The organism is Bacillus sp. BC08, assembly GCF_054326875.1.
The window spans coordinates 259471-281879 of record NZ_JBTGPA010000034.1 but is presented as its reverse complement, the minus strand read 5'-3'; the positions used below and the strand labels follow the sequence as shown (position 1 = coordinate 281879).

At 35.4% G+C, this 22409-nt stretch carries 25 protein-coding genes; 15 read left to right on the top strand and 10 right to left on the bottom strand.

Going from position 1 to position 22409, the window contains the following annotated elements:
- Positions 1 to 7: 7 nt before the first annotated feature.
- From ACXVYO_RS17510 to ACXVYO_RS17500, 3 genes are read left to right on the top strand one after another with little or no spacing between them, the layout of a single operon-like run.
- On the top strand, positions 8 to 1318 hold the full coding sequence (locus tag ACXVYO_RS17510; RefSeq protein ID WP_001013061.1) for a PTS sugar transporter subunit IIC: 1311 nt from the start codon (positions 8 to 10) through the stop codon (positions 1316 to 1318).
- On the top strand, positions 1294 to 1572 hold the full coding sequence (locus tag ACXVYO_RS17505) for a hypothetical protein (protein ID WP_061680153.1): 279 nt from the start codon (positions 1294 to 1296) through the stop codon (positions 1570 to 1572). Before ACXVYO_RS17510 ends, ACXVYO_RS17505 begins: the two co-directional genes overlap by 25 nt.
- The gene (locus ACXVYO_RS17500; RefSeq protein ID WP_458468000.1) at positions 1562 to 2647 is read left to right on the top strand and encodes a DUF871 domain-containing protein; all 1086 of its coding nucleotides are present in this window, start codon (positions 1562 to 1564) and stop codon (positions 2645 to 2647) included. The genes ACXVYO_RS17505 and ACXVYO_RS17500 overlap by 11 nt, the downstream gene beginning before the upstream one ends.
- Positions 2648 to 2818: 171 nt before the next feature.
- Here the strand turns inward: ACXVYO_RS17500 and entC are convergent, their stop codons facing one another.
- The 4 genes from entC to ACXVYO_RS17480 all read right to left on the bottom strand — a co-directional run bounded on the left by entC (position 2819) and on the right by ACXVYO_RS17480 (position 7695).
- Entirely contained in the window at positions 2819 to 4075 is a 1257-nt protein-coding gene (gene entC, locus ACXVYO_RS17495) for a cell wall-binding protein EntC (protein ID WP_458468080.1), read from the bottom strand.
- Between the two features lie 667 nt (positions 4076 to 4742).
- Positions 4743 to 5894, bottom strand: coding sequence for an ABC transporter permease (locus tag ACXVYO_RS17490; protein WP_458468079.1), 1152 nt, complete (start codon positions 5892 to 5894; stop codon positions 4743 to 4745).
- Positions 5895 to 5920: 26 nt separating this feature from the next.
- The gene (locus tag ACXVYO_RS17485; protein WP_000609098.1) at positions 5921 to 6595 is read right to left on the bottom strand and encodes an ABC transporter ATP-binding protein; all 675 of its coding nucleotides are present in this window, start codon (positions 6593 to 6595) and stop codon (positions 5921 to 5923) included.
- Positions 6592 to 7695 carry an efflux RND transporter periplasmic adaptor subunit gene (locus tag ACXVYO_RS17480; RefSeq protein ID WP_458467998.1) on the bottom strand — a complete coding sequence of 368 codons (1104 nt, stop codon included), beginning with the start codon at positions 7693 to 7695 and terminating at the stop codon, positions 6592 to 6594. Before ACXVYO_RS17480 ends, ACXVYO_RS17485 begins: the two co-directional genes overlap by 4 nt.
- Before the next feature lie 211 nt (positions 7696 to 7906).
- Between ACXVYO_RS17480 and ACXVYO_RS17475 the strand changes: the two genes are divergently transcribed.
- From ACXVYO_RS17475 to ACXVYO_RS17465, 3 genes are all read left to right on the top strand, one after another.
- Positions 7907 to 8641: a YwaF family protein gene (locus ACXVYO_RS17475; protein WP_458467996.1), complete on the top strand. Its 735-nt coding sequence runs from the start codon at positions 7907 to 7909 to the stop codon at positions 8639 to 8641.
- 91 nt (positions 8642 to 8732) lie between these two features.
- Complete coding sequence (locus ACXVYO_RS17470; protein WP_458467995.1) at positions 8733 to 9599, top strand: ABC transporter permease subunit; 867 nt, start codon at positions 8733 to 8735, stop codon at positions 9597 to 9599.
- A gap of 1 nt (position 9600) precedes the next feature.
- On the top strand, positions 9601 to 10605 hold the full coding sequence (locus tag ACXVYO_RS17465) for an ABC transporter permease (protein WP_458467994.1): 1005 nt from the start codon (positions 9601 to 9603) through the stop codon (positions 10603 to 10605).
- Positions 10606 to 10640: 35 nt separating this feature from the next.
- Here ACXVYO_RS17465 and brnQ2 read toward each other — a convergent pair whose 3' ends face one another.
- The 4 genes from brnQ2 to ACXVYO_RS17445 all read right to left on the bottom strand — a co-directional run bounded on the left by brnQ2 (position 10641) and on the right by ACXVYO_RS17445 (position 13245).
- The gene (brnQ2, locus tag ACXVYO_RS17460; protein WP_458467992.1) at positions 10641 to 11957 is read right to left on the bottom strand and encodes a branched-chain amino acid transport system II carrier protein BrnQ2; all 1317 of its coding nucleotides are present in this window, start codon (positions 11955 to 11957) and stop codon (positions 10641 to 10643) included.
- A 218-nt stretch (positions 11958 to 12175) separates the two neighbouring features.
- Positions 12176 to 12745 (bottom strand): spore coat protein CotJC, encoded by a 570-nt coding sequence (cotJC, locus tag ACXVYO_RS17455; RefSeq protein WP_000265275.1) that lies wholly within the window; start codon positions 12743 to 12745, stop codon positions 12176 to 12178.
- A gap of 12 nt (positions 12746 to 12757) precedes the next feature.
- A complete protein-coding gene (locus tag ACXVYO_RS17450; protein ID WP_000194492.1) occupies positions 12758 to 13021 on the bottom strand; it encodes a spore coat protein CotJB in 264 nt (87 codons plus the stop codon).
- A gap of 8 nt (positions 13022 to 13029) precedes the next feature.
- Positions 13030 to 13245: a spore coat associated protein CotJA gene (locus tag ACXVYO_RS17445; RefSeq protein WP_001046257.1), complete on the bottom strand. Its 216-nt coding sequence runs from the start codon at positions 13243 to 13245 to the stop codon at positions 13030 to 13032.
- A gap of 33 nt (positions 13246 to 13278) precedes the next feature.
- Here ACXVYO_RS17445 and ACXVYO_RS17440 point away from each other — a divergent pair, with 33 nt between their 5' ends.
- Both ACXVYO_RS17440 and ACXVYO_RS17435 read left to right on the top strand, forming a co-directional pair.
- Positions 13279 to 13707 (top strand): VOC family protein, encoded by a 429-nt coding sequence (locus tag ACXVYO_RS17440; RefSeq protein ID WP_458467991.1) that lies wholly within the window; start codon positions 13279 to 13281, stop codon positions 13705 to 13707.
- Between the two features lie 14 nt (positions 13708 to 13721).
- Positions 13722 to 14501 carry a DUF2935 domain-containing protein gene (locus tag ACXVYO_RS17435; protein ID WP_458467989.1) on the top strand — a complete coding sequence of 260 codons (780 nt, stop codon included), beginning with the start codon at positions 13722 to 13724 and terminating at the stop codon, positions 14499 to 14501.
- 17 nt (positions 14502 to 14518) lie between these two features.
- Here the strand turns inward: ACXVYO_RS17435 and ku are convergent, their stop codons facing one another.
- Positions 14519 to 15331 (bottom strand): non-homologous end joining protein Ku, encoded by an 813-nt coding sequence (ku, locus tag ACXVYO_RS17430; RefSeq protein WP_458467988.1) that lies wholly within the window; start codon positions 15329 to 15331, stop codon positions 14519 to 14521.
- 340 nt (positions 15332 to 15671) lie between these two features.
- Between ku and ACXVYO_RS17425 the strand changes: the two genes are divergently transcribed.
- The 5 genes from ACXVYO_RS17425 (at position 15672) to ACXVYO_RS17405 (ending at position 19081) form a co-directional block, all read left to right on the top strand.
- Positions 15672 to 15953, top strand: a complete 282-nt coding sequence (locus tag ACXVYO_RS17425; RefSeq protein WP_000733851.1) for a YkvA family protein — start codon at positions 15672 to 15674, stop codon at positions 15951 to 15953.
- 11 nt (positions 15954 to 15964) lie between these two features.
- Entirely contained in the window at positions 15965 to 16570 is a 606-nt protein-coding gene (locus ACXVYO_RS17420) for a DedA family protein (protein WP_458467987.1), read from the top strand.
- Positions 16571 to 16680: 110 nt separating this feature from the next.
- Positions 16681 to 17049 carry a DUF3992 domain-containing protein gene (locus ACXVYO_RS17415; RefSeq protein ID WP_088062054.1) on the top strand — a complete coding sequence of 123 codons (369 nt, stop codon included), beginning with the start codon at positions 16681 to 16683 and terminating at the stop codon, positions 17047 to 17049.
- Positions 17050 to 17069: 20 nt separating this feature from the next.
- Positions 17070 to 17414, top strand: a complete 345-nt coding sequence (locus ACXVYO_RS17410; RefSeq protein WP_000525802.1) for a DUF3992 domain-containing protein — start codon at positions 17070 to 17072, stop codon at positions 17412 to 17414.
- A 197-nt stretch (positions 17415 to 17611) separates the two neighbouring features.
- Positions 17612 to 19081, top strand: a complete 1470-nt coding sequence (locus tag ACXVYO_RS17405) for an RNA-guided endonuclease InsQ/TnpB family protein (protein WP_458468078.1) — start codon at positions 17612 to 17614, stop codon at positions 19079 to 19081.
- A 50-nt stretch (positions 19082 to 19131) separates the two neighbouring features.
- Here the strand turns inward: ACXVYO_RS17405 and ACXVYO_RS17400 are convergent, their stop codons facing one another.
- A complete protein-coding gene (locus ACXVYO_RS17400) occupies positions 19132 to 19512 on the bottom strand; it encodes an S-Ena type endospore appendage (RefSeq protein WP_458468077.1) in 381 nt (126 codons plus the stop codon).
- Between ACXVYO_RS17400 and ACXVYO_RS17395 the strand changes: the two genes are divergently transcribed.
- Together ACXVYO_RS17395 and ACXVYO_RS17390 are read left to right on the top strand one after the other, a co-directional pair.
- Positions 19400 to 19648 (top strand): hypothetical protein, encoded by a 249-nt coding sequence (locus ACXVYO_RS17395; protein WP_458468076.1) that lies wholly within the window; start codon positions 19400 to 19402, stop codon positions 19646 to 19648. The two genes, ACXVYO_RS17400 and ACXVYO_RS17395, sit on opposite strands and share 113 nt — an antisense overlap.
- 261 nt (positions 19649 to 19909) lie before the next feature.
- On the top strand, positions 19910 to 22372 hold the full coding sequence (locus ACXVYO_RS17390; protein WP_458467986.1) for a LamG-like jellyroll fold domain-containing protein: 2463 nt from the start codon (positions 19910 to 19912) through the stop codon (positions 22370 to 22372).
- Positions 22373 to 22409: the final 37 nt, after the last annotated feature.

The following is a 22409-nucleotide window of genomic DNA, read 5'->3' as shown; positions in this document are numbered from 1 at the left end:
GGTATTGATGAATGGTTTTATGAGTTTTATGGAACAAAAGATTATGCCAACAACGCAAAAGATTGCAGGACAACGACATTTATTAGCAATTCGAAACGGGGTTATTTCTACATTGCCGTTAACGATTGTCGGATCATTTTTCGTTATCTTTTTAAATTTACCAATTGATGCATATATGGAGTGGATTGCACCGTTCCGCCATATTTTAGATATTCCATTCCGATTTACAGTAGGTTTAATGGCATTATACGCAGCATTTGGGGTAGGAGCTTCACTCGCGAATTTTTATCAGCTCAATCAGTTAAGTGCAGGATTGTTATCTGTACTCGCCTTTTTACTAGCATCAGTTGAACCAATTCAAATTACGAAAGCTGTACCAGGTGTTATTGATGCAGGTAGATATATTTCAGTAGGAACATTAAGTGCAACATCTTTATTCGGAGCAATTGTTACAGCATTAATTGCAGTAGAAATTTATCATTTTATGATTAAGCATAATATCTCGATTAAATTACCAGATAGTGTACCACCAGCAGTTTCAAATTCGTTTGCAGCATTAATTCCAACTTTAGTTGTTATTCTTTTATTCTGGGGTATTCGTTACGGTTTAAAATTTGATGTAAATACAACAATCACATATTTAATCGCACCACTAAAATCAGTATTAGTAGGAAATAATTTATTCGGCGGTTTATTAACAGTATTCTTAATCGTGTTCTTCTGGTCATTCGGTATACATGGCCCTGCGATTTTAGGACCAATCATTCGTCCGATGTGGGATTCAGCAATTCTTGAAAATATGGAAGTATTCACAGCTACAGGAAATGCACATCAATTACCAAACTTATTTACAGAGCAATTTATTCAATGGTTCGTATGGATCGGTGGATCAGGCTCAACGTTAGCTTTAGTTATCATGTTTATGTTCTCTAAATCTAAGTTCCTAAAAGAGTTAGGTAGATTATCATTTGTGCCAGGCTTATTTAATATTAACGAACCGATTATTTTCGGGGCACCAATTGTAATGAACCCAATCTTAATTATTCCGTTCGTTATTACACCGTTAGTGACAACGACAGTATCATATTTCGCAGTTGTTTCAGGGATGATTCCGCTGATGATGGCGAAATTGCCATTTACGATGTTAGCACCAATTGCAGCGGTTATTAGTACGGACTGGACAATTATGGCTGGTGTACTTGTACTTGTTAACTTTGTTATCTCATTCGTTATTTACTATCCGTTCTTCAAAATGTATGAGAAACAACAAGTAGCAGGAGAGGAGAAAGAAAAATGCTCGGAGCAATTATCATCTTAATTACATTCGTAGCGGGGCAGTGTATTGCGCATTATTCAAAATGGGTACAAAGTAAATCTTTATTAGTTTTACTACTCGTATCAATTTTATTTATCGGTAGTTCAATGGGTGCCTATGTAATGTTAGGGTTACAATCACCGTACGTAATTATTGTACCAACGATTTTATGTGCAACATGTTTATCTGCAAAATATAGATTTACGAGCATGGCATTAATACAACGTGTGAAGGAGATGCAAAAGCATGGAGCGTAAGTTAGGAATTTCACTTTATCCAGAGCATTCAACGAAAGAAAAAGATATGGCATACATTTCGGCAGCGGCACGCCACGGTTTTTCAAGAATATTCACATGTCTATTATCTGTGAATCGACCGAAAGAAGAGATTGTAGCTGAATTTAAAGAAATTATTAATCATGCAAAAGATAATAATATGGAAGTTATTTTAGATGTAGCTCCGGCAGTATTTGATCAACTTGGTATTAGTTATAGCGACCTATCATTCTTTGCAGAGTTAGGTGCAGATGGTATTCGTTTAGATTTAGGTTTTGATGGATTAACAGAAGCAAAAATGACGAATAATCCGTATGGCTTAAAAATTGAACTAAACGTAAGTAATGATATTGCATACTTAGAAAATATTCTTTCGCATCAGGCGAATAAGCCAGCTTTAATTGGTTGTCATAACTTCTATCCGCAAAAGTTCACTGGTCTTCCGTATGATTATTTCATTCGCTGTAGTGAACGCTTTAAAAAACACGGTATTCGTACGGCAGCATTTATTACGTCACATGCAGCTGACATTGGCCCATGGGATATTAACGACGGATTATGTACATTAGAAGGGCATCGTAACTTACCAATTGAAGTACAAGCGAAACATTTATGGGCGACAGGGCTTATTGATGATGTGATTATCGGAAATGCTTATGCGAGTGAAGAAGAGTTAGAGAAACTAGGAAACTTAAATCGTTACATGTTACAGCTAAAGGTACACTTTGTAGACGAAGCGACTGAAGTAGAGAAGAAAGCGACGCTGCAAGAATTACACGTAAGACGCGGCGATATAACAGAATATATGGTACGTTCTACAGAAGTGCGTAAAAAGTACAAAGACTATGACTTCCCGGTACGCGAAAGTGTATTACAGGAAAGAGGGCAAGTTGTAATTGGTAACAACTCATTCGGAAAGTATAAAGGTGAACTACAAATCATTCTAAAAGAAATGCCGATAGATGAACGGAAAAATATTGTCGGTACAATTGCAGAAGAGGAGTTATTCTTACTAGATTATGTAGGAGCTTGGACGCAGTTTACTTGTGTGGAATAGGGAAGGGCAGGAGAGGATGCTATGGCATCCTCTTTTTTCTGTTGAAATAGTAATCTATCGTATATAGAATGCAAAGAGATAGATTTAATTTGGACGGGAGAGAAGGAGAAAGAATGTAAGAATCATAAAAAAAGAGTCAGTCTCATTATTGAGACTGACTCTTTTGCGTAATTAGTTTAAAACTTTCACTGTAACTGTTTTACGTCCCCAGTTACTAGATGTGCCTTTATCTGGCATTAAAACGTCGATTTTATTTCCTTTAATAGCTCCACCAGTATCACCAGCGATTGCTACTCCGTAACCTTCAACCCATACTTTTGAACCTAATGGAATGACACTTGGATCAACTGCAATTAGTTTCATGTTTGGGTTAGCTGTTAAGTTATGACCCATAGCTGATTTTACTTGGTCGCCTGCTTTATAACCATTTTCAAGTGGATCTGCTGTGTAAGCAGTTGCTACAACGCGTAATTCACGAGAAGATGATGGTGCACTTGTTTCAGTTTCTTTTGCAACAGGTTGTTGTGTAGCTGGTTTTTGAGCTTTAGCCGCTTCACGAGCTTTAGCTGCCTCTTGAGCTTTAGCTGCTTCACGAGCTTCAGCTGCTGCCTGAGCTTCAGCCGCTTCACGAGCTTTAGCTGCCTCTTGAGCTTTAGCTGCTGCTTGAGCTTCAGCCGCTTCTTGAGCTTTAGCCGCTTCACGAGCTTTAGCCACTTCTTGAGCTTTAGCTGCTGCTTGAGCTTCAGCCGCTTCTTGAGCTTTAGTTGCTGCTTGAGCTTTAGCTGCCTCTTGAGCTTTAGTTGCTGCTTGAGCTTCAGCTTCCTCTTGAGCTTTAACTGCTTCACGAGCTTTAGCCGCTTCTTGAGCTTTAGTTTTTGCTTGAGCTTCAGCTGCCTCTTGAGCTTTAACTGCTTCACGAACTTTAGTTGTATCTTGAACTTTAGTTGTTTTTTCAGCTTTAACTACTGGTTGAACTTTAACTACTGGTTGAACTTTAACTGGTGCTTTACCTGTTAAGTAAGGAACATGAACATACGCTGTTTTTCCGTTATATTCAAATTGAATCCAGTCATTTTGTACTTGGTGTGTTGTTTCGATTACATCATCTTGTTTCAACTTACCAAGAATTTCTGAGTCAGTGTTTGCACCAGCACGTACGTTTAATACGTTTGCTGTTACGTAGTAAGTGTCTTTTGTATAGTCAGCGCTAATGAAAGCTTCTTTACCGCTGTTCAATTTCACTTTTGACCATCCGTTTTCTGTATGTAAAACGTTAACTTTATATCCATCTAATAATTTTCCGACAACTTGTGATTCAGTAGTTGGGTTTTCTCGTACATTTAGTACGTCAGTTGTTACAATCGTTTCTGCTTTAGCAGATGTTGTGAAAATCCCAAGACCAAAAACCGCTGCTGTTGCTATACCCATAAATTTTTTCATAATAGCCTCCATTGCATTTGTTTTCGTTGACCTCATTATAGCAACCATTATTTTCTTATTTGCGGAAAACACAAAACTACAAAGCATTCGTAACGGGTCATTAATATTCTGTAATAATTCCAGTAATATCCTAAAAGCGCTTTCTTACAGTTGATAGGGGGAGTTAGAGCATGTAATACATAAAAAGGGGAGTATTTCAATTTCTAATCAATTAAAAATGTTTCATTAGCATTACATAGTCTTTTCGTATGCGTTACAAAAATGGTGCTTTTCGCTATTATAACGCCAAAATAGTTATGTAATAATAACTATTTTGGTTGTGTAAATATATATATGAGGTGAAAATCAATGAAATATAGCTATAATTGTTACAAAATAAGTCGAGGTATGGAAAAAATTACGCCTTGATTTCAGTCTGTCACATATTATTTTTGCAATAATAGGATTCTATAATAGCTTTAGTACTTTGAAATAGTTAAAGGTATGTATAACGTGAAACATATATAATAGAAGAAACACGATTTAATAGATAAAGTGAAACTTTAATCAGTGGGGGAGGGCTTCATCCCCACTGATTATTAATTGAACCAATCGGGCTGCCCATTAAAGCGGGATAAATAAAAAAACGTAGGAGTGCAAATTCCTACGTTTTTGTTTATTCATATCGTAAACATTCAATTGGGTCCAGTTTTGCAGCTTTGTTAGCTGGTAGTAGACCGAATATAATACCGATTAACATGGAGATACCTACTGCAAGAAGTCCAAGTTCTTTTGAGACAACGAGTGGCCATCCAGCAAAGATGGAGACGATCCAAGCGAAGAAGATACCGAGCATGAATCCGATGAAACCACCAAGTCCTGTTAAAATACAAGACTCAATTAAGAATTGTGTTAATACTTTACCGCGTGTTGCACCGAGTGCTTTACGAATACCAATCTCACGTGTACGTTCTGTTACAGATACAAGCATAATGTTCATTACGCCGATACCACCAACAAGTAAGGAGATAGCAGCAATACCACCGAATACCATTTTCATCATACCGATTGATTCGTCTAATTGCTTCGTAAATTCACCTAAATCTTGTGCTTCGAATTTGTGCTCAAATTTAGGAGCTTTCATTTCGTTTAAAACAGAAACGGCTTGTTTTTCTACACTTTTACGTTCTGTCGGAGAGGTCATTGTTAATCTTACAGAGTCATACTCATTTACTCCTGAAATGACAGGCGCGTTTTCAAGTGACGTATAACCTTCAGGCATAGGCATTCCGAAATCGTTTTTCGTTTCATATACACCGACTATTTTATACGGCTTTCCTTTTATATCTGTGTATTGATTTGATTCCCAACCACTAAATAATTTGTTGAAAGCTTCTTCATTTAATATAACAGCAGGGATTGCTTGGTTTAATTCGCTGTCGTTTAATTCACGACCGTGAACTAATTTTATCTTCGAATCTGTCATAAAGGCGCCTGTTCCACCTTTTAAATCAAGATTTACATCTTTTGAACCAGCAGATGCTTTTACTTTCATACTTACATCTGGATACACATCTTTAACGTCTGGTACGGTTTGAAGACGGTTTAGCATATCAGGTGTGATTTTGGCACTATCTGTTCCGTAATCAGGATTGTTATAGTAAATGGTTATTTCATTATCTTTTCCTTGGCCTAATTCTTCTTTAAACTTTGCATTTGTACCATCACCCATTGAAATAATAGTAATAATGGCACTAATACCGATAATAATACCTAGCATCGTTAAGATAGAACGCATTTTGTGGGCAAAGATAGAGGAAAGGGCCATGCGTATATTTTCACTCGTGTTCAAAATTAACCTCTCCAATCTTGGACGATATTTCCGTCACGAATTACAATTTGACGTGCTGCAGCTTCCCCAATTTCACGATCGTGGGTAATCATAATGATTGTTGAGCCTTGTTTGTTTAATTCGTAAAAGAGGTCCATAATTTGTGTACTCGTTTTCGTATCAAGTGCACCCGTCGGTTCATCGGCTAAAATGAACTTTGGATTATTTACGATTGCACGTGCGACTGCGACACGCTGTTTTTGTCCACCTGATAATTCGTTCGGTAAGTGAGTAGCACGATCAGCTAAACCTACTTTTGTTAAAGCAGCTAATGAGCGCTCACGTCTTTCTTTTTTATCAACTCCAGCGTAAATAAGAGGTAGCTCTACATTTTGAAGTGCTGTAAGTCTCGGTAATAACATGAAGTTTTGGAATACGAATCCAATCTCTTTATTACGAACGCGTGCAAGTTCTGTTTCAGACATGTTTGAAATATTTTGACCAGCTAGTTCATACGCACCTGTCGTCGGTTTATCTAAGCAACCGATAATGTTCATTAATGTTGATTTACCAGAACCAGATGGTCCCATAATAGAAGTGAATTCTCCCTGGTTCAGTGTTACGTCAATGCCGTGTAGTATTTGTACGGATTCTGCACCATTTTGGAAAGATTTCGTGATGCCTTTTAAGTTAATCATTCAACGACAACCTCCATACCATCTTTTAAGTCTTTTTCAGGTTTAGAGATAATTTGTTCTCCTTTTTTCACTCCAGAAACTTTTGCTTCGCTATCAGTCTCGAATTCAACAGTAACCGCTTGTTCTTTCGCTTTCCCGTCTTTTACAATGAAGACAACATTTTTGTCACCTTTTTTCACGATACTGCTTTTCGGAACAATTGTCCCAGTTGCTTCGCCAGATTTACTTGTTACGTAAACGTGGAAGCCGTTTTGTAATTCTTCACTGTTGTCTAATGTAACAGTAAATTGATAGTTAGAAACAGTTTTGTTTTCGTCCATGCTCTTTAATGGTGTAGAACCGATTTCTGTTACTTTTCCTGTCCAAGTCTTACCAGCAACCGTTTTTGAGGAAACAGTTACTTCTTGCCCAACTTTCATACTAGCAAGCTCATATTCAGAAAGTTGACCTTTTACTTTAAATGGACCAGCATGACGAAGTGTAATGCCGCTCATACCTGTTTTTTCATCAGCCGTTTTTACGATATCATCAATTACGCCATCAGTAGGGCTCGTTACAGAAAGTGTGTTTACTTTCTCTTTTGCTGCTTTAATCATTTCATCAGATTTTTCAACTTCAAACTTTTTCATTTCAATTTGTGATTCTAATTGTTGTACTTCGATTTCTGATGCTTTCAATGCTTCAGCAGGAAGGCCTGCATTTTTATCTTTTTGTAATTTTTGTTTCGCTGTATCAATTTGTTTTTGGAACAATGTTACTTCTTTTTGTGCGATTTTCTTTTGCATTTCTGCTTCTGTTACACCTTGTTTCGCAGTAGGGTCATTATATTTAAAAAGGAGCTGACCTTTTTTTACTTCATCACCTTTTTTTACAGCTAATTCATACGTACCTTTTGTTGGATCAAATGAAATTGTTTCGATGCCGTTTGGAATGACTTCACCGCCAAATTTTTGCGCGTTTTCAATTTGTTTTTCTGTTACTTTATATCCGCTATATGCCATTGCTACTTCTGAATTACCGCCAGCAAATGCAAAATATGATCCAGCTGCAATACCGATTGCTACTACACTAGTAATTAACACTTTATTTTTCTTCTTCATCTATTTATCACCTTTTCGTTCGTTTTAGTATCTACATTCAGTATAAAAGAGGTGAAGAATCTGACAAATCGTTTTAGCTTACAATAACCTTACAGTTTTGTAAGGTATGAATATGTAAATGTAAGGTAGAGCTTGTCCAATTGTGAGCAAATGAATTGACTCGTTGTTTCTTTCTTACAATAATATTGTATGAAGGAGAGGAGGAGGTAAGATGGAAGCTTATTTTAGTGCGCATCCATTAAAACCATTTATTCCATACTCAAGGCAACATGTCATTATATTATTTATTATGTTGGTGGGGATATTTTTTCTATATCAATACCAAGATGTATTACGTCAAAGTGAGTGGAATATAACGGTTCGATATGCGATTGCATTTTTATTTATTGGGAGTGAAATTGGCCTCCATATGTGGGAATGGAAAGCGGGGATTTTTGAACTAGGCACTTCATTACCATTTGAGTTATGTACGATTAGTTTATTGTTAGCGTCGATTATGATTGTAACGAAAAGTTACCGCATATATGAGATTGTATTTTTTACAGGAATTATCGGTGCATCACAAGCGATTTTAACGCCGAACGTGCAATATGCTTTTCCACATTTTCGCTTTATAGAATTCTACGCTGCACATGTATTACTCATTTGGGCACCACTCTTTATGACGTGGGTAGAAGGATATAGACCGACCTTGCAATCAATTAAGCGTACGATGATATTTTTAAACATAATAATTCCAATCGTTTCTTTTGTGAACTACAAAACAGGTGGCAATTATATGTTTTTAGCTCGTAAGCCAGAAACTGCTTCATTACTTGATATGTTAGGGCCGCACCCTTACTATATTATTTCATTAGAAATAGCTGCGCTTATTGGATGTTTTATTTTGTATATGCCATTTGCGAAAAGAGAAGGGCATGCGCATAAAGAATCACTAGGATCGTAACCTAGTGATTTTTTTATGTATAAATATTTACAATTCAGAAAATTAAGAATAAAATTAAGGGGGTAAATTATATAGAGAGAGAAGGGAAAACGTGGTCAAAAAAGTTTTTCTGAATGGGATGGAAGTGACGGTTCAATTTATTATTTCGATTTTGGGTATTATTTGTTTAGGGGCATTGCCGAAATTGTTTTACGGATTTGAGCTGCATGCATCAGAGTACATACAGAGTTTAAAAGAAGTGTTTGTGAACTTAATGGATATTTCCAATTTGCAATATGTGAGAGGTAAATTTTTATTTCCGCAGTTGTTCGTCCATTATAAAGAAACGATTATTATTTTTTTGGCTGCTTTTTTCATTTCATTATTTGTAGCATTTTGTATTGTTTATGTCATTATGAGTAGTTCACCGCGTATACAACATCGCATTAAATCATTTCTCATCTTCCTAGAATCTATTCCAGACATTCTTCTTATTTTAGTATCACAAATTTTAGTTGTATGGTTTTTTAAACAAACAGGTTTTTTACCTTTTCAAATTGCGTCAATTGGAGGCGAGTCGATTAGAGGATTGCCAATATTTTGCTTGAGTATACCGACTACGATTCTGTTTGTAAAAATGTTAGTGCTTCGTTTTGAAAATGAGCTAGAAAAAGATTATGTACTATTTGCTAAGGCGAAAGGACTTAATCGTTTTCATATTTTAAATCGTCATATTTTACGAAATGTGTTGCTTAGTACACTTTTCTTTGCGAAAACGAATATCTTTTTTATGTTATCTAATTTATATATTATAGAATGGATTTTTAATACGAGTGGTATTTTTATGTTTTTGAAATCGTATGAAGGTATTAGGGTGGAAGTTTTCATCGTTAGTGTGCTACTTATTTATATTCCGATTTTTATTTTGTTTAAATTGTTTCATTATTTCATTCCAGCTGCGATGAAGGAGAGACTATAATATGTGGACGTATATAAAACGCGATAAAAGATTTTGGATAAGCATTGGGTTTCTTCTCATATTAGTTCTTTTGAGCATCGGAAATACGATATGGAATGATGGACATATTAGACAAGTTACATTGCAATATGATGCAGATGAAAATCCACAAGTACCACCGTTTTCACCTTCATTCCAATTTTTACTTGGGACAGACCGGAAAGGATACGACCTGTTACATTTAGTCATTGAAGGTGCGAAGTGGACAATTGGTATATCTATTTTAATTGCGGCACTTAGAATGTTAATAGGTGTGTTTTTCGGTGTCGTACTCGGAACATATGTAAAAAGAGGTTTTTCAAAAATTGAGGCTTTTTTTGATAGTTTTACAGTTATTCCAACAGTTATGATTGCATATTTTTTTCTTCAATCTGCAAATGCATTTGGGAGTGGAGAGGAAACAACAACCTTTTTTGAAAGAGCTTCGTTTCAAGTTTTATTACTTGTAATGCTTGTGATGCCAGTTATTGCACTGTATGTTGCGAAGGAAGTCCGTAAGTTGAGAACCGAAGAATTTATTGAAGCTGCGTACATATTAGGTGGATCGAGAAGGCATATTGTTATAAAACATATTTTTCCGCATCTTTATATGACGTTTATACTTGTATTTTTTCAACAGTTTACGCAGACTCTTACTATTTTACTCCACTTAGGATTACTTGAAGTGTTCTTTGGCGGAACTGTTACGTTTGGTGGATTTATAAAAGAGGTGGAATCTTATACGCATGAATGGTCAGGTTTAATTGGAGTATACTTTAGATCATTAACAGTGAATCCGTGGATTCCGCTCGTTCCCATTACATTTTTTGGACTTACTATTTTTTCAGGAAATATGATTGTAAAAAGTATAGAAGAGGCGATGATGAAAGTAAGGTTAGGAGGAGAGATAAAGAAGGACGCTATAGAAGAGGAACAATCTGCTGTGCAGTCAAAAGAAGAGTTATTTACTTTTAAACATACGATGTGAAAAGAAGCAAGCATGGAGTTCATGCTTGCTTCTTTTTATTTTGTAGAAACTTCACCTTCAGTTTCTGTTTGGGGGATATAGTAACCGATTATACCACCGATGATTGCCGGAATAATCCAGCCAATCCCTAAGCTATAAAAAGGAATGGTGTGTACGATATTAGCGATAAAACTTGGTATCAATTCCACATTATCAAGTGCATGAATACAGCTAATAATGAATGCTGCGAGCATTGCTCCGATGTAGACAGAAGGTTTACGTTTCGTATATTTATCAATAAATGATACGAAAATTAAAATGATTGTAATTGGATACAAAATGATTAATACAGGTAATGTGATTTTAATTAATAAGCTTAATCCTAAGTTTGAAATCACGAAGCTAAAAATACAAACGTATAGTACGAGCTTCTTATATGAAACGTTTGTTAGTACTGTTGCGAAATAGTTGGCGAACGCACTTACAACGCCGATTGCTGTCGTTAAACAAGCGAAGATAATGGCGATACTTAATAAAACATTACCGCTTGTCCCAAAGAATTGATACATAACAGTAGCTAATAGTTGACCACCGTTTTCGAATTGTCCTAAGTTGCCGTTTGAAGCGCCGATATAACCGAGTAAGAAATAAACAATTGTTAAGAATAGAGCTGCAATGCTTCCGCAAATAATTGTATATTTCGCAATTGACTTCTTCTCTTGTATCCCGTTTTGGCGAATTGCATTGACAACAATTGTTGATAATACAAGTGCTCCGATTGCATCTAATGTTAAAAATCCTTCAAGAAATCCTTTGAAAAATGGAATTTCTTTATAGTCACCAACAGGTTCTGCAAACGTTCCTGGTGAAAGAATCGCTTTTGTTGCCATAATTGCAATAATTCCAAGTAAAATTGGCGTTAATATTTTTCCGATATGATCTACTAATTTTGATGGATTTAATGATAAGAAGTAGACGACTGTAAAGAAAATCGCACTAAAGACTAACATAGAGTACCATTGGTCCGGGAAAAGTGGTGCAATCCCAATTTCGTAAGATACAGATCCAGTTCGTGGAATAACAAATAGTGGGCCGATTGAAAGATAAATAATGATAGCGAATATTGCTGCGAATTTTGGATGAACACGGCTTGCTAAAGTGTTAAAACTACCACCGGCAAGGGCAACAGCGACGATAGCAAGTAAAGATAAACCGACGTCTGTAATAATAAATCCTGTAATGGAAATCCACATGTTTTCTCCGGAAGAAAGACCGAGAAGGGGCGGGAAAATCATATTACCAGCACCGAAGAAAACTGCGAATAGTAATAAACTAATCGAAAGTATTTGCGCTGGTTTTAAAGTTGTACGCATATAAAGAAAAGCCTCCTAATGAGTGTTTTTGTCGAAAATTCAAACAATTTGTCGAGTAACTGTTATTATTTTAAAGGTCTGATGACTAGAAAGCAATAGGGAATTTTGAAAATATTAAAAAATAATGCATTAAATCGAATAAATATACTATTTATATCTTTAATAGGAAAGATTTAACTTTTAACGTAAAAAAAACACATATCGCTCGGATACGTGTTTTAAAAAAATATTTTTTTATCACGTTCTTCTTTTAATATTTCAACTGCTTCTCGGAACCGTTGTGAATGGACAATTTCGCGTTCACGTAAGAAGCGTAGGCTGTCATTTATGTCAGGATCATCTGATAAGTTAATGAGCCATTGATATGTTGCGCGTGCTTTTTCTTCAGCTGCGATATCTTCGTATAAATCGGCAATTGGATCACCTTTAGCCTGTATATAGGTTGCAGTAAATGGAACACCAGCAGCATTATGGTAATGAAGTGCACTATCATGATCAACATAATGAGGATCGAGTCCAGCAGCTTTCATTTGTTCAGGAGTTGCATCTTTCGTTAGTTTATAAACCATCGTAGCAATCATTTCAAGGTGAGCAAATTCTTCTGTACCAATATCAGTAAGTAGGCCAATGACTTTATCAGGAATTGTATAACGTTGATTTAAGTAACGTAGTGCAGCAGCTAGCTCGCCATCTGCACCGCCGTATTGCTCAATTAATAATTTTGCAAGTGCTGGATTGCAAGTTCCCACTTTAACTGGGTATTGTAATTTCTTTTCATAAATCCACATAGTTTCTCTCCTTTATATTTGCCATGGCCAAGGACCTTTGCTCCATTCCCAAGGAGCATTAGAATAGCTGTTTCCAAACTGTTGGAGTGGTCCGTATTTTTCTTCCATCTTTTGTTTTAATACTCTTCGTTTATAGGAAAAATCATTAAATTGATTAATCGCGGCGGTGTCATCTGGATGTGTATCTAAATAAAGAGTGAGTTCAACTAGTACAAAGTCCAGTTCTTGAAGCTCCAGTAAAAGCTGATAGTATTCTTCTGGTAGCGATTGAGTCACGTCAGTAGTCACCGCCCTTTTTTATAAGGATTTTCATAATAGTCATAAAAAACAGGCCATAAAGTCCCTTTTTGTAGCGCTTCTTTTGGCGTGAATTGCGGTAAGTTTGGCGGTTGAAAGCCTAAAAATAAATTAGGCGGAGTAGAATAATATTTTTTTCCGATAGGAGGACAAGGATCGAGAGGACTATGATAGGGCACGAATGATCTCATATATTTATTCACGAATAGACCTCCTTAAATGTTCATTACTACGTATTGTATTCAGACATAATAGGCATTTATGACACATATAAAAAAGTAATAAGTACAGGGGGAATGAATGTGGAGAATGTAAAGAATTTAATTGTGTTAGAAGTTAAGAACTTAAAGGAAACGCTGTATTTTTACGAAGGGATTTTAGGAATAACACCTAGTTCAGAGAGGCCGCAATTAGATGTTACAGGGGTTTGGTATGATACCGATTCAACGAGAATTAGTTTTGTTATGAATCGCAGTTTGGGCGGGCGTGAGAAGAGTGTTGCGGACTCAGTTGATGTTCTAACGTTTTCAATTTCTAACATAGAGAATGTAAAGAAGAGGTTAGTATTTTATAAAATTGTATATACAGAAAACAAAAGTGAGAAGAGTATTGTAGTACAAGACCCGGATGGATATAAACTTCAAGTGATAGAGAAGAATGAATAAATGGAGGGGATTTAGTGGAGAGAAATTACGAAGAAAGTGCATTGTTTGAGCATCAATTTTGGCTAAAGGTACTTACTGATCATGCACAATTTTTACTTGATGCATTAGCTCCGAAGGAAAAAGAGGATATAAAAAAAGCTACTTACTTTGTTGAAACATTTACGAATTTGTTAAATAAAGTTCGGAATGTGAATCTGATAGCATTCTCAAAAGAGGCAGAACAAGCTGCTAAGGAAATTCGGATGTTTAAATTAAATATTATACAGAAGCAGTTGGAAGGGAAAATTACCATTCATTTTACGCCGACCTTTATTAATCATATGGTAAACGAAGTGGAAGAGTATATAACGGTTTTAGAGTTTTTGAAGAAGGGGGAAGTTCCGCCTGTTTTTCATGAACTGCATTATCATCTCGTTTGGTTAACTGATGCGGCTGGTCATGCGGGTTCTATTTCTGGTGGGCTAGATCTTGTTGAAAAAAGATTAAAAGAAAAAAGCGAAGAATTTACGAAGCATTTTGAACAATTTTACTTAAAGGCAGTTGAGATGACTGGGTATTTACGAACGGAGCTTCATCATTTTCCAGCATTAAAAAAGTTTACAAAAGATGTTTCACTTGAATTGAAATTGTTTTCGCATTTTTTACATGAAGTGGAAGAGCTGGAGTTATCGCATGAAGTATTAAGTGCACTATCAGCTAGAATGGCAGATCATATGGCAAGGGAGGAATGTTATTATTTATTAAAATTAGCTCAATCATCTGGACTCGAAATGCCGAAATGTAATCCACTTTAAAGAACAAGAGGTCAATTTCATTTGGCCTCTTGTTCTTTTTTGTTTTCTCTTTTTATTTTTACTTGTTCAATGCTTGCCTGTAATGTCTCCATAATATTAATGATGTTCGGAGCTGGAGAGATTGTTTCAGTTTTTTCCTGTTGTTCAATTTTATTCTCGATTAATTCGGTAAGGGCTTCTTTATAATCATCTGTATACATTTCTTGTTCAAAAGGATTTGTAAGGTGGTGGATTAAATTAATTGCTGCGGTGAGTTCTTGTTTTTGTATAGGATAATTTTCGTGACTCGGTAAGTTAGGTGTATTTGTTATACCGCGAATTTCATTAGGGTAGTGGATGGTTTGTAACATAAGTCCATCTTCAAAGTTACGGATAATAGCTAAATGTTGTTTTTTTCTAATAGAAATATGAATAAGCCCAAGTTTATTTGTACGTTCAAGAGCTTCTTTTAATAATAAATATGATTTTTCATGTCCTGGGGTAGGACCTATAAAATAAGAACGGTCATAAAGAACAGAATCGATTTCGTTATTTTGGATAAAAGATATAATACGAATGGATCGTGGTTCATGAGCTTTTTGCAACGCAGCTAATTCTTTTTCATCAATAATGATGTATTTATGAGGTGCATATTCATAGGCTTTTACAATATCTTTATCATCAATTTCTTCATCCGTACAATCAGGAGCAAATTTTTTATATTTAATAGGTGTTAAGCATTCTTTATGGAGACTTAAAAATTTTATATCGTTTTCTTCTACGGCGCTATATAGTTTAATTCCTATATTTAATAGTCCAAGTGAAAGTGCACCTTTCCATACGGTATGCAAATGAAACATCTCCTTTCGTTCAAAAATGATTATGTATATTATGAGATAGTAAGAAATTTCCTATACGTTTTTTGTTTTTTACGGAAGGGCTTGGAATATAAAATATATTGACAAGCCCTCTGAAATATTTTAATGTGATTGTATAAAACTGTGTATATAAAGGGGAGTAACTTATTACAGTAAAGTCGTCATTACAGGGAGAAACCCTCGGCTTTATTGGCAACGTTTCGTTGTTAGTGAGACCTTTACCAGCAATGGTAAAGGCCCCTTTCTGTCTTTTTGAGGACCCTTACCATATTTGGTAGGGTCCTTTTCGTATACAAAGAGAGGAGAAATAAAAATGAAAAAACTTATTAGTAGATTAAGAGTTGTATTTCATGTCCGTCGTTTCGTTCCATTCCTATTTGACTTTTTTACTTCAAAAGAGGTTTCAATAAAGAAGAAAATTTTATCTGTTGCTTTTTTAGTTGGGTATGTTGCGATGCCGCTTGATTTAATTCCGGACTTCTTACCGTTTATCGGTATTTTAGATGATATTGGAATTGTGTTATTCATTTTGAATCGAATTGTAAAAATGGCGCCAGTGCAATTGCAAGAAAAGCATAATGTAAATATTGGATAGGAGTTGAAAATATGGAGCAAATTATTTTAGATATAATCGAGTTTTTAAAGCAGTTTTCTTATTTTGGAGTTGTGTTAGCATTAACGTTTGAATTTATTCCAGCAGAAGTAGTTTTGCCTATGGTTGGATATTGGGTATACGAGGGTGATATGAATTTCTGGTTAGCTGTATTAGCTGGGACACTGGGGGGAACGACAGGGCCGTTAACGTTATACGCACTCGGTTATTACGGTGGTCGTCCTATATTAATAAAATACGGAAAATACTTCTTTATTAAAGAAGAACAAATTCAAAAAGCAGATGATTTCTTTGAGAAATATGGACCAGTTGTAGCATTTGTTGGACGCTTTGTACCGGGAGTTCGAACGCTTATCTCTGTTCCATGTGGTATGGCGAAAATGAACATATGGAAATTTAGTATATATACATTTGTAGCAATGTTCCCGTTAACGACTTTATATGTCTATTTTGGAATGAAATTGGGTCCGCATTGGGAAAAAGCGGCGGATGTTGTTGGGCAATATATGCTACCGATATTACTAGTCGTAGTTATTGTTGTAGGTGGTATTTTAATCTATAAATTTATGAAAAAAAGAAATAGAACGGAATCTATCTAGTCATTAGTACAGGAGTTGTCTTATTTTTTGAAAATAGATGAATCGTACAGGCAAAAGACTCTGAGGGACATACACATATAAGGAATAAGTAAGAGAGAGGGGAAACTTCTATGTCTTGTGAATGCTCAGGGGCGGCATTAACGTGTTGTCCAGATAAAAATTATGTGCAAGATAAAGTGTGTAGTCCATGGTCTGCTACTGTAGTTGCAACAGCAATTGATAATGTTCTTTATACAAATAATATTAACCAAAATGTAGTTGGTACTGGTTTTGTTAAATATGATGTTGGTCCAGGTCCAATTACTGTAGAAGCGCTTGATTCTGCTGGGGCTACAATTGATACACAAACATTAAACCCAGGAACGAGTATTGCTTTCACGTATCGTCGTTTTGATAGTATACAAGTTGTGTTACCTGCAACACCTGCTGGAACGTATCAGGGAGAATTTTGTATTACAACACGTTATCCACTTTCATAGCAGAATAGGAGAGGATCAAAATGGGAATGAGAAGTTCCGGTTTGTCTTGTTGTTCTAATAAAACACTTGTGCAAGATCAAGTATGTACAGACTGGTCTATTACAGGTGCTGGTACTCAAATTGTATATACGAATAATATTACACAAGAAGTATATGGTTCAGGTTACGTGAAATATGATGTGGGGGCAGCTCCGATTACAGTTGATTTTTTAGTAGGTGCTACAGTAGTTGATACAATTACTGTACAACCACAAAGTAGTGGTACTTTCACTGTACGATATTTTACGACTGTCCGAATTACTACGACAGGCACAACTGTTAATCAAGGAGAGTTTTGTATTACTGTACGTTATCCAATTTCATAAAAAAGCATACCGTAAATGGTATGCTTTTTTATTAAGGAAGTAATGAAATTGGTATTCTATCATGCCTTTCGAGAGGACTCCCACCTCTAAACGTAAGTGAAGGTGGTGAGGTGAATCGAAAGAAATATTTTATTTCCAAGAAAAAGGGAATGTATGTTCCTTTTTGCTATAATATCCTTAACAAGGAGGTAAATAAAGTGACAAAGGAAAATCCATCAAACTATAAAACTCTTCAAATTTGGATTAAAAAAGGGCATCGTATGTATTCTTATTTTCAAGAATGTTGTCATAACGCTAAGAACATGTACAACACCACAAACTTTTATATACGCCAGGTGTACACTGGATTAACACAAGAAAAAGAGTTGCAGCCTTTGCAAAAAGAAGTTCTGGATAATATTCATGAAAATATTGGTAAAATGAATGACACACAACTTCTTGCCTATCAGAAGAAATTGGAAAAAGAGAAATTAAAGCCTAAAGAAGAACAGAAAGAGATTAAATGTAATTTGTTTTCAGGACCTAATTTTGAAAAACCTTATGTAGATTACAACTTTCTAGATGCACTATTTAAGACTATGATTCAAAATGATTATCGAGCTTTGCCTACGCAATGTAGCCAGTCAATCATGAAAGGTTTGGTCCAAAATTGGAAATCTTTTTTTGCTAGTTTAAAAGACTATAAAAAGAATCCAAACAAATATGCTGGAATGCCTAGGATTCCAAAGTATATTCGTTCTTCTGAAAAAGAGATTCTGTATACAAACCAAGATTGCATCATTAAAAACGGTAGATTTTTAAATTTTCCAAAGACGAAATTACAATTAAATATTGGGAAACTAGGTTTCACTGAAGGTAAACTGAAACAAGTTCGTGTGATTCCAAAATACAATGAATATGTTGTGGAATTGGTAATTGATGTTCCTTCTGAACAACAAATGATTGAAGAGAATGCTCGTTATATGAGTATTGATTTAGGGATTGATAACCTTGCAACCATCGTAACAAACACAGGTATGAAACCTGTCCTTGTTAAGGGCAAACATATCAAAAGCATAAATCAATATTACAATAAAATGAGGAGTCATTTTACAAGCATTCTTAGAAATGGAAAACAAACTAATGAAGGATCTTTTACTTCTAAAAGGATAGAAAAACTTCATCAAAAACGTTACTTGAAAATAAAAGACGTCTTCCATAAAGTTAGTCACCACATCGTAAAACTAGCTCAAGAAGAAGAAGTTTGTAAAATCGTTATTGGTCAAAACAAAAGTTGGAAACAAGAAACGAATATGGGAAAAAGAAATAACCAATCGTTTTGTCATATCCCGCATAATTTACTGATTCAAATGATTACATACAAAGCAAATGCTGTAGGCATTCAAGTGGTTGTAACTGAAGAATCATATACATCGAAAGCAAGTTTTCTGGATAACGACTTCATTCCAACGTATGGAGAAAATGACCAAAATACAACTTTTTCAGGAAAACGAATAGAGCGCGGCATATATCGTTCAGCAAATAAAACTTTAATTAATGCAGATGTAAATGCTGCGGCTAACATTTTACGAAAAGTAATCCCAAATGCATGGACAAATGGGATAGAGGGGTTAGGCGTGAAACAGCTCGCTAATGTGTTAACTCCCCTGACGTTAATCGTCCGTTAGGTCGAAACGTTAGAAACCCCCACTTCAAGCTTTGCTAAGTGGGGGAGTGTTCATAAGCAACATGTAAATTGGCAACAGTACTTACCTTCTAAATATAGTGAAGGATTACTTTGTATATTGATAATCCTGACTGACTCTAAGTCTTTTCCCGTGTACGATATTGTATTACCAGGAAACACAGTGAAAACATTAGTTACTGCTCCAACAATTTGAATTGTAATTGCTTCTGTGCTGCTAGTACTATTGTAAACTGAGACATTACCTGATATAAGTAGTATCCCATCACTTTGCCATAGTATCATTGATTGTGATGCATCTTTGACAGAGGGGATGGTGTTATTCGTTATGAGGAAATTCCCTGCAAATTCATTAGTTACTCGCTCACAACTTGGATTTGGAGGAGGGGGCGATGGACAAGGGTCTGGACAAATGATAGATAAAGGAGCGAAACAGCCAATATTTTTTTTGTTCTTCAATACAACCCCTCCTTTTAAGTTGTCTTTTACTATTATTAAATGTAGAAGCATGGCCGATGTGTTAAAAAAAGAAGGAAATGTTAAAAATTAAGATTGTCTAATAGGCTTAAACCTTAACTTATCATTAGTGTTATAGAAAAGATTATATGTGAATAGTCATAGGAAAAGAATGATCAGACTCTTTTAGACAAAAGGTGGTTGTATACAATAGTACGAGGAATGTTGGACTTAACTTTTAATTAACTGTATATTTACAAGAATCTAATAAAATTTATTTGTTATTTAAACTGCATTAATATGTTTTAGATAAAATAGCCCTTGTAATGAATCAACTATTATGAGGAGGATTCACGTGGAAAGAACTGTTTTACGAAAAGTAAAAGGTCTTATTGGATTATTAATGGTTTTTGTATTAGCATTCGTATCATTTCCGTGGAGTACGTCAGTCAAAGCGGAAGAGAGAAAGCAAGAAAAGGCACCAAGTGAGAAGAAGATCGTTTTTCCAGTTGTAAGTGATGTACATATTAAAAATAGTGGAGCAGATGATACGTTTCGCTGGAAACGAGCAATCGAGCAACTTAATACACTTGCACCTAAACAAGATGCGTTCGTAATTGTGGGAGATTTTACTGATTCAGGATCGGTACAACAATATGATCGTTTCATGCAAGTGTATAATGAAAATGCAAATAAAGATGCGGTACGAATGAATTCTCTTGGTAATCATGATTATTGGAATGGTTTATCTGTAGAAGGAGCACAGAAGCGTTTCTTAGAAAAAACAGGAATGAAATCAATTTATTATCATAACGTGGTAAAAGGTTATCATTTCCTTGTTATGTCTCCAGAGGATGGAACAACTCATGGATATTATTCGGACAAGCAAATTAATTGGTTAAAAGAAGAGATGGCAAAGGCGCAAAAAGATGATCCAGAAAAACCTATTTTCGTATTTTTACATCAGCATATTAAAGATACAGTATATGGTAGCCAAGAATGGGGAACAAAAGATAGTGCGAAAATTAATGAGATATTAAAACAATACCCACAAGTTATTACGTTTTCAGGTCATTCACATTATCCGTTAGATGATCCAAGATCGATTCATCAAAAAGACTTTACATCAGTTGGCACATCTTCAGTAAGTTATATGGAGGTTGAAGGTGGTAAAGTACAAGGAAATATCCCGTCAGGAGCTAGTACATTAAGCCAAGGTTTATTAGTAGAAGTAGATGATAAAGAAGTAACAATTAATCGCCGCGACTTCCATACGAATTCTTGGACAGGTGAACCGTGGAAAATACAGTTGCCATCAAAGAAAGAAACATTTACTCATGTAGAAGATCGTGATAAAGAAAAACCTTATTTTGCAAAAGATGCAAAGTTATCAGTATCAAATGTAACTGAAAATGCAGCAACAGTAACATTCATGCAAGCATTGGACAACCTTCTTGTTCATTCTTACCGTGTACAAGCTAGAGATAAACAAACGGGAGAAATCAAGAATAAATTGTTAGCATTCTCAGAGTTTTACCGTGATCCAGTGCCGAAAGAACTGACATTTACTCTTGCAGGACTAGATGGCGGGAAAACATATACACTTGAAGTCGTTGCAATTGATTCATTCGGCAATGAAAGTGTACAACCGTTAACGGCAGAAATTACTACGAAAAAAGATAATATTGACCCGAATGTAAAAGTACCAAAGGCAGATGTTTTTGATGTGAATTTTGCGGATGGTACATTTAAAGACAATTCATCATTTGGTACAAAAGGTGATGTTAAGGGCAATGTGACTATTGAATATGATAAAGCATTGAAAAAGAATGTTATGAAGCTAAACGGAAAAGCAAATACATTTGGATATCTTCCGTTTTCAGCAGCACAAAAAGAGAAAGTAGCAAATACGTTTACGTTAGAAACTGTATTTTCAATGAATGAACTCCGTGGGCAAGGTATTTTACAAAATACAGAGAGCGGCGGAATTGGTTTTGAATCTACAGGAAGTGGATATGTTGAATTATGGGCTCATATTGGCGGTAGCTATAAGCGTGTTGGTGTTCAATTAGCGGCCAATAAAACGTATCATTTAACAGGGACGTATAATGGAAGTGAAGTAGCTATTTACGTAGATGGTAAAAAAGTAAATAGCCAGCCAGCTACAGGGAAAGTATATCATCCGAACGTACCATTTGCACTTGGTGCAGATCCAGATAGCAACGGGAATGGTGGTATTCCGTTAAATGGACAAATTGCGCTTGCAAAATTATATAGTAAAGCGTTAAGTTCTTCAGAAGTATTAGCAGCATATAATGAGTTTTCTAACCGTACAAAGTTAGAAGAAGTAAACGCTTTATATGAAGAGCTTGGAAAAGTAAAAGAAGTGTTAGCTGGTACGTATGAGTTTGGTGATAAGCCAGGTCAATATTCAAAGGAAGCATTTCAAGAATTAGAGAAAAGCTATAATAATGCAAAGCAAGCATTTGAAAATGTAGGAAGTACTGGAGAGCAAATCGTTCAAACGTATAACGAATTAAAAACAGCTAATGTAACATTTGTACAATCAAAAGTGGCAGAAGAACAACCGAAAACACCGAAAGAAAAATTACAAATTAATATTGAATCTGCAAAAGCGTTAGTGAAAAAAGCGCAAGCTGCAAATGTAACGGACGGTTCAGTGAAATCATTGAGTCAAAAAATTACAGTGGCAGAATCTGTGTTAAAAGATTCGAAAGTAAAAGATGCACAAGTAGAAACGATGAATCGTACGATTGAATACGCGATTTCACTCGTTGAAAAAAGCATAAACAAATAAGAGAGAAGAAAAGAAGCTTATCATGATAGGCTTCTTT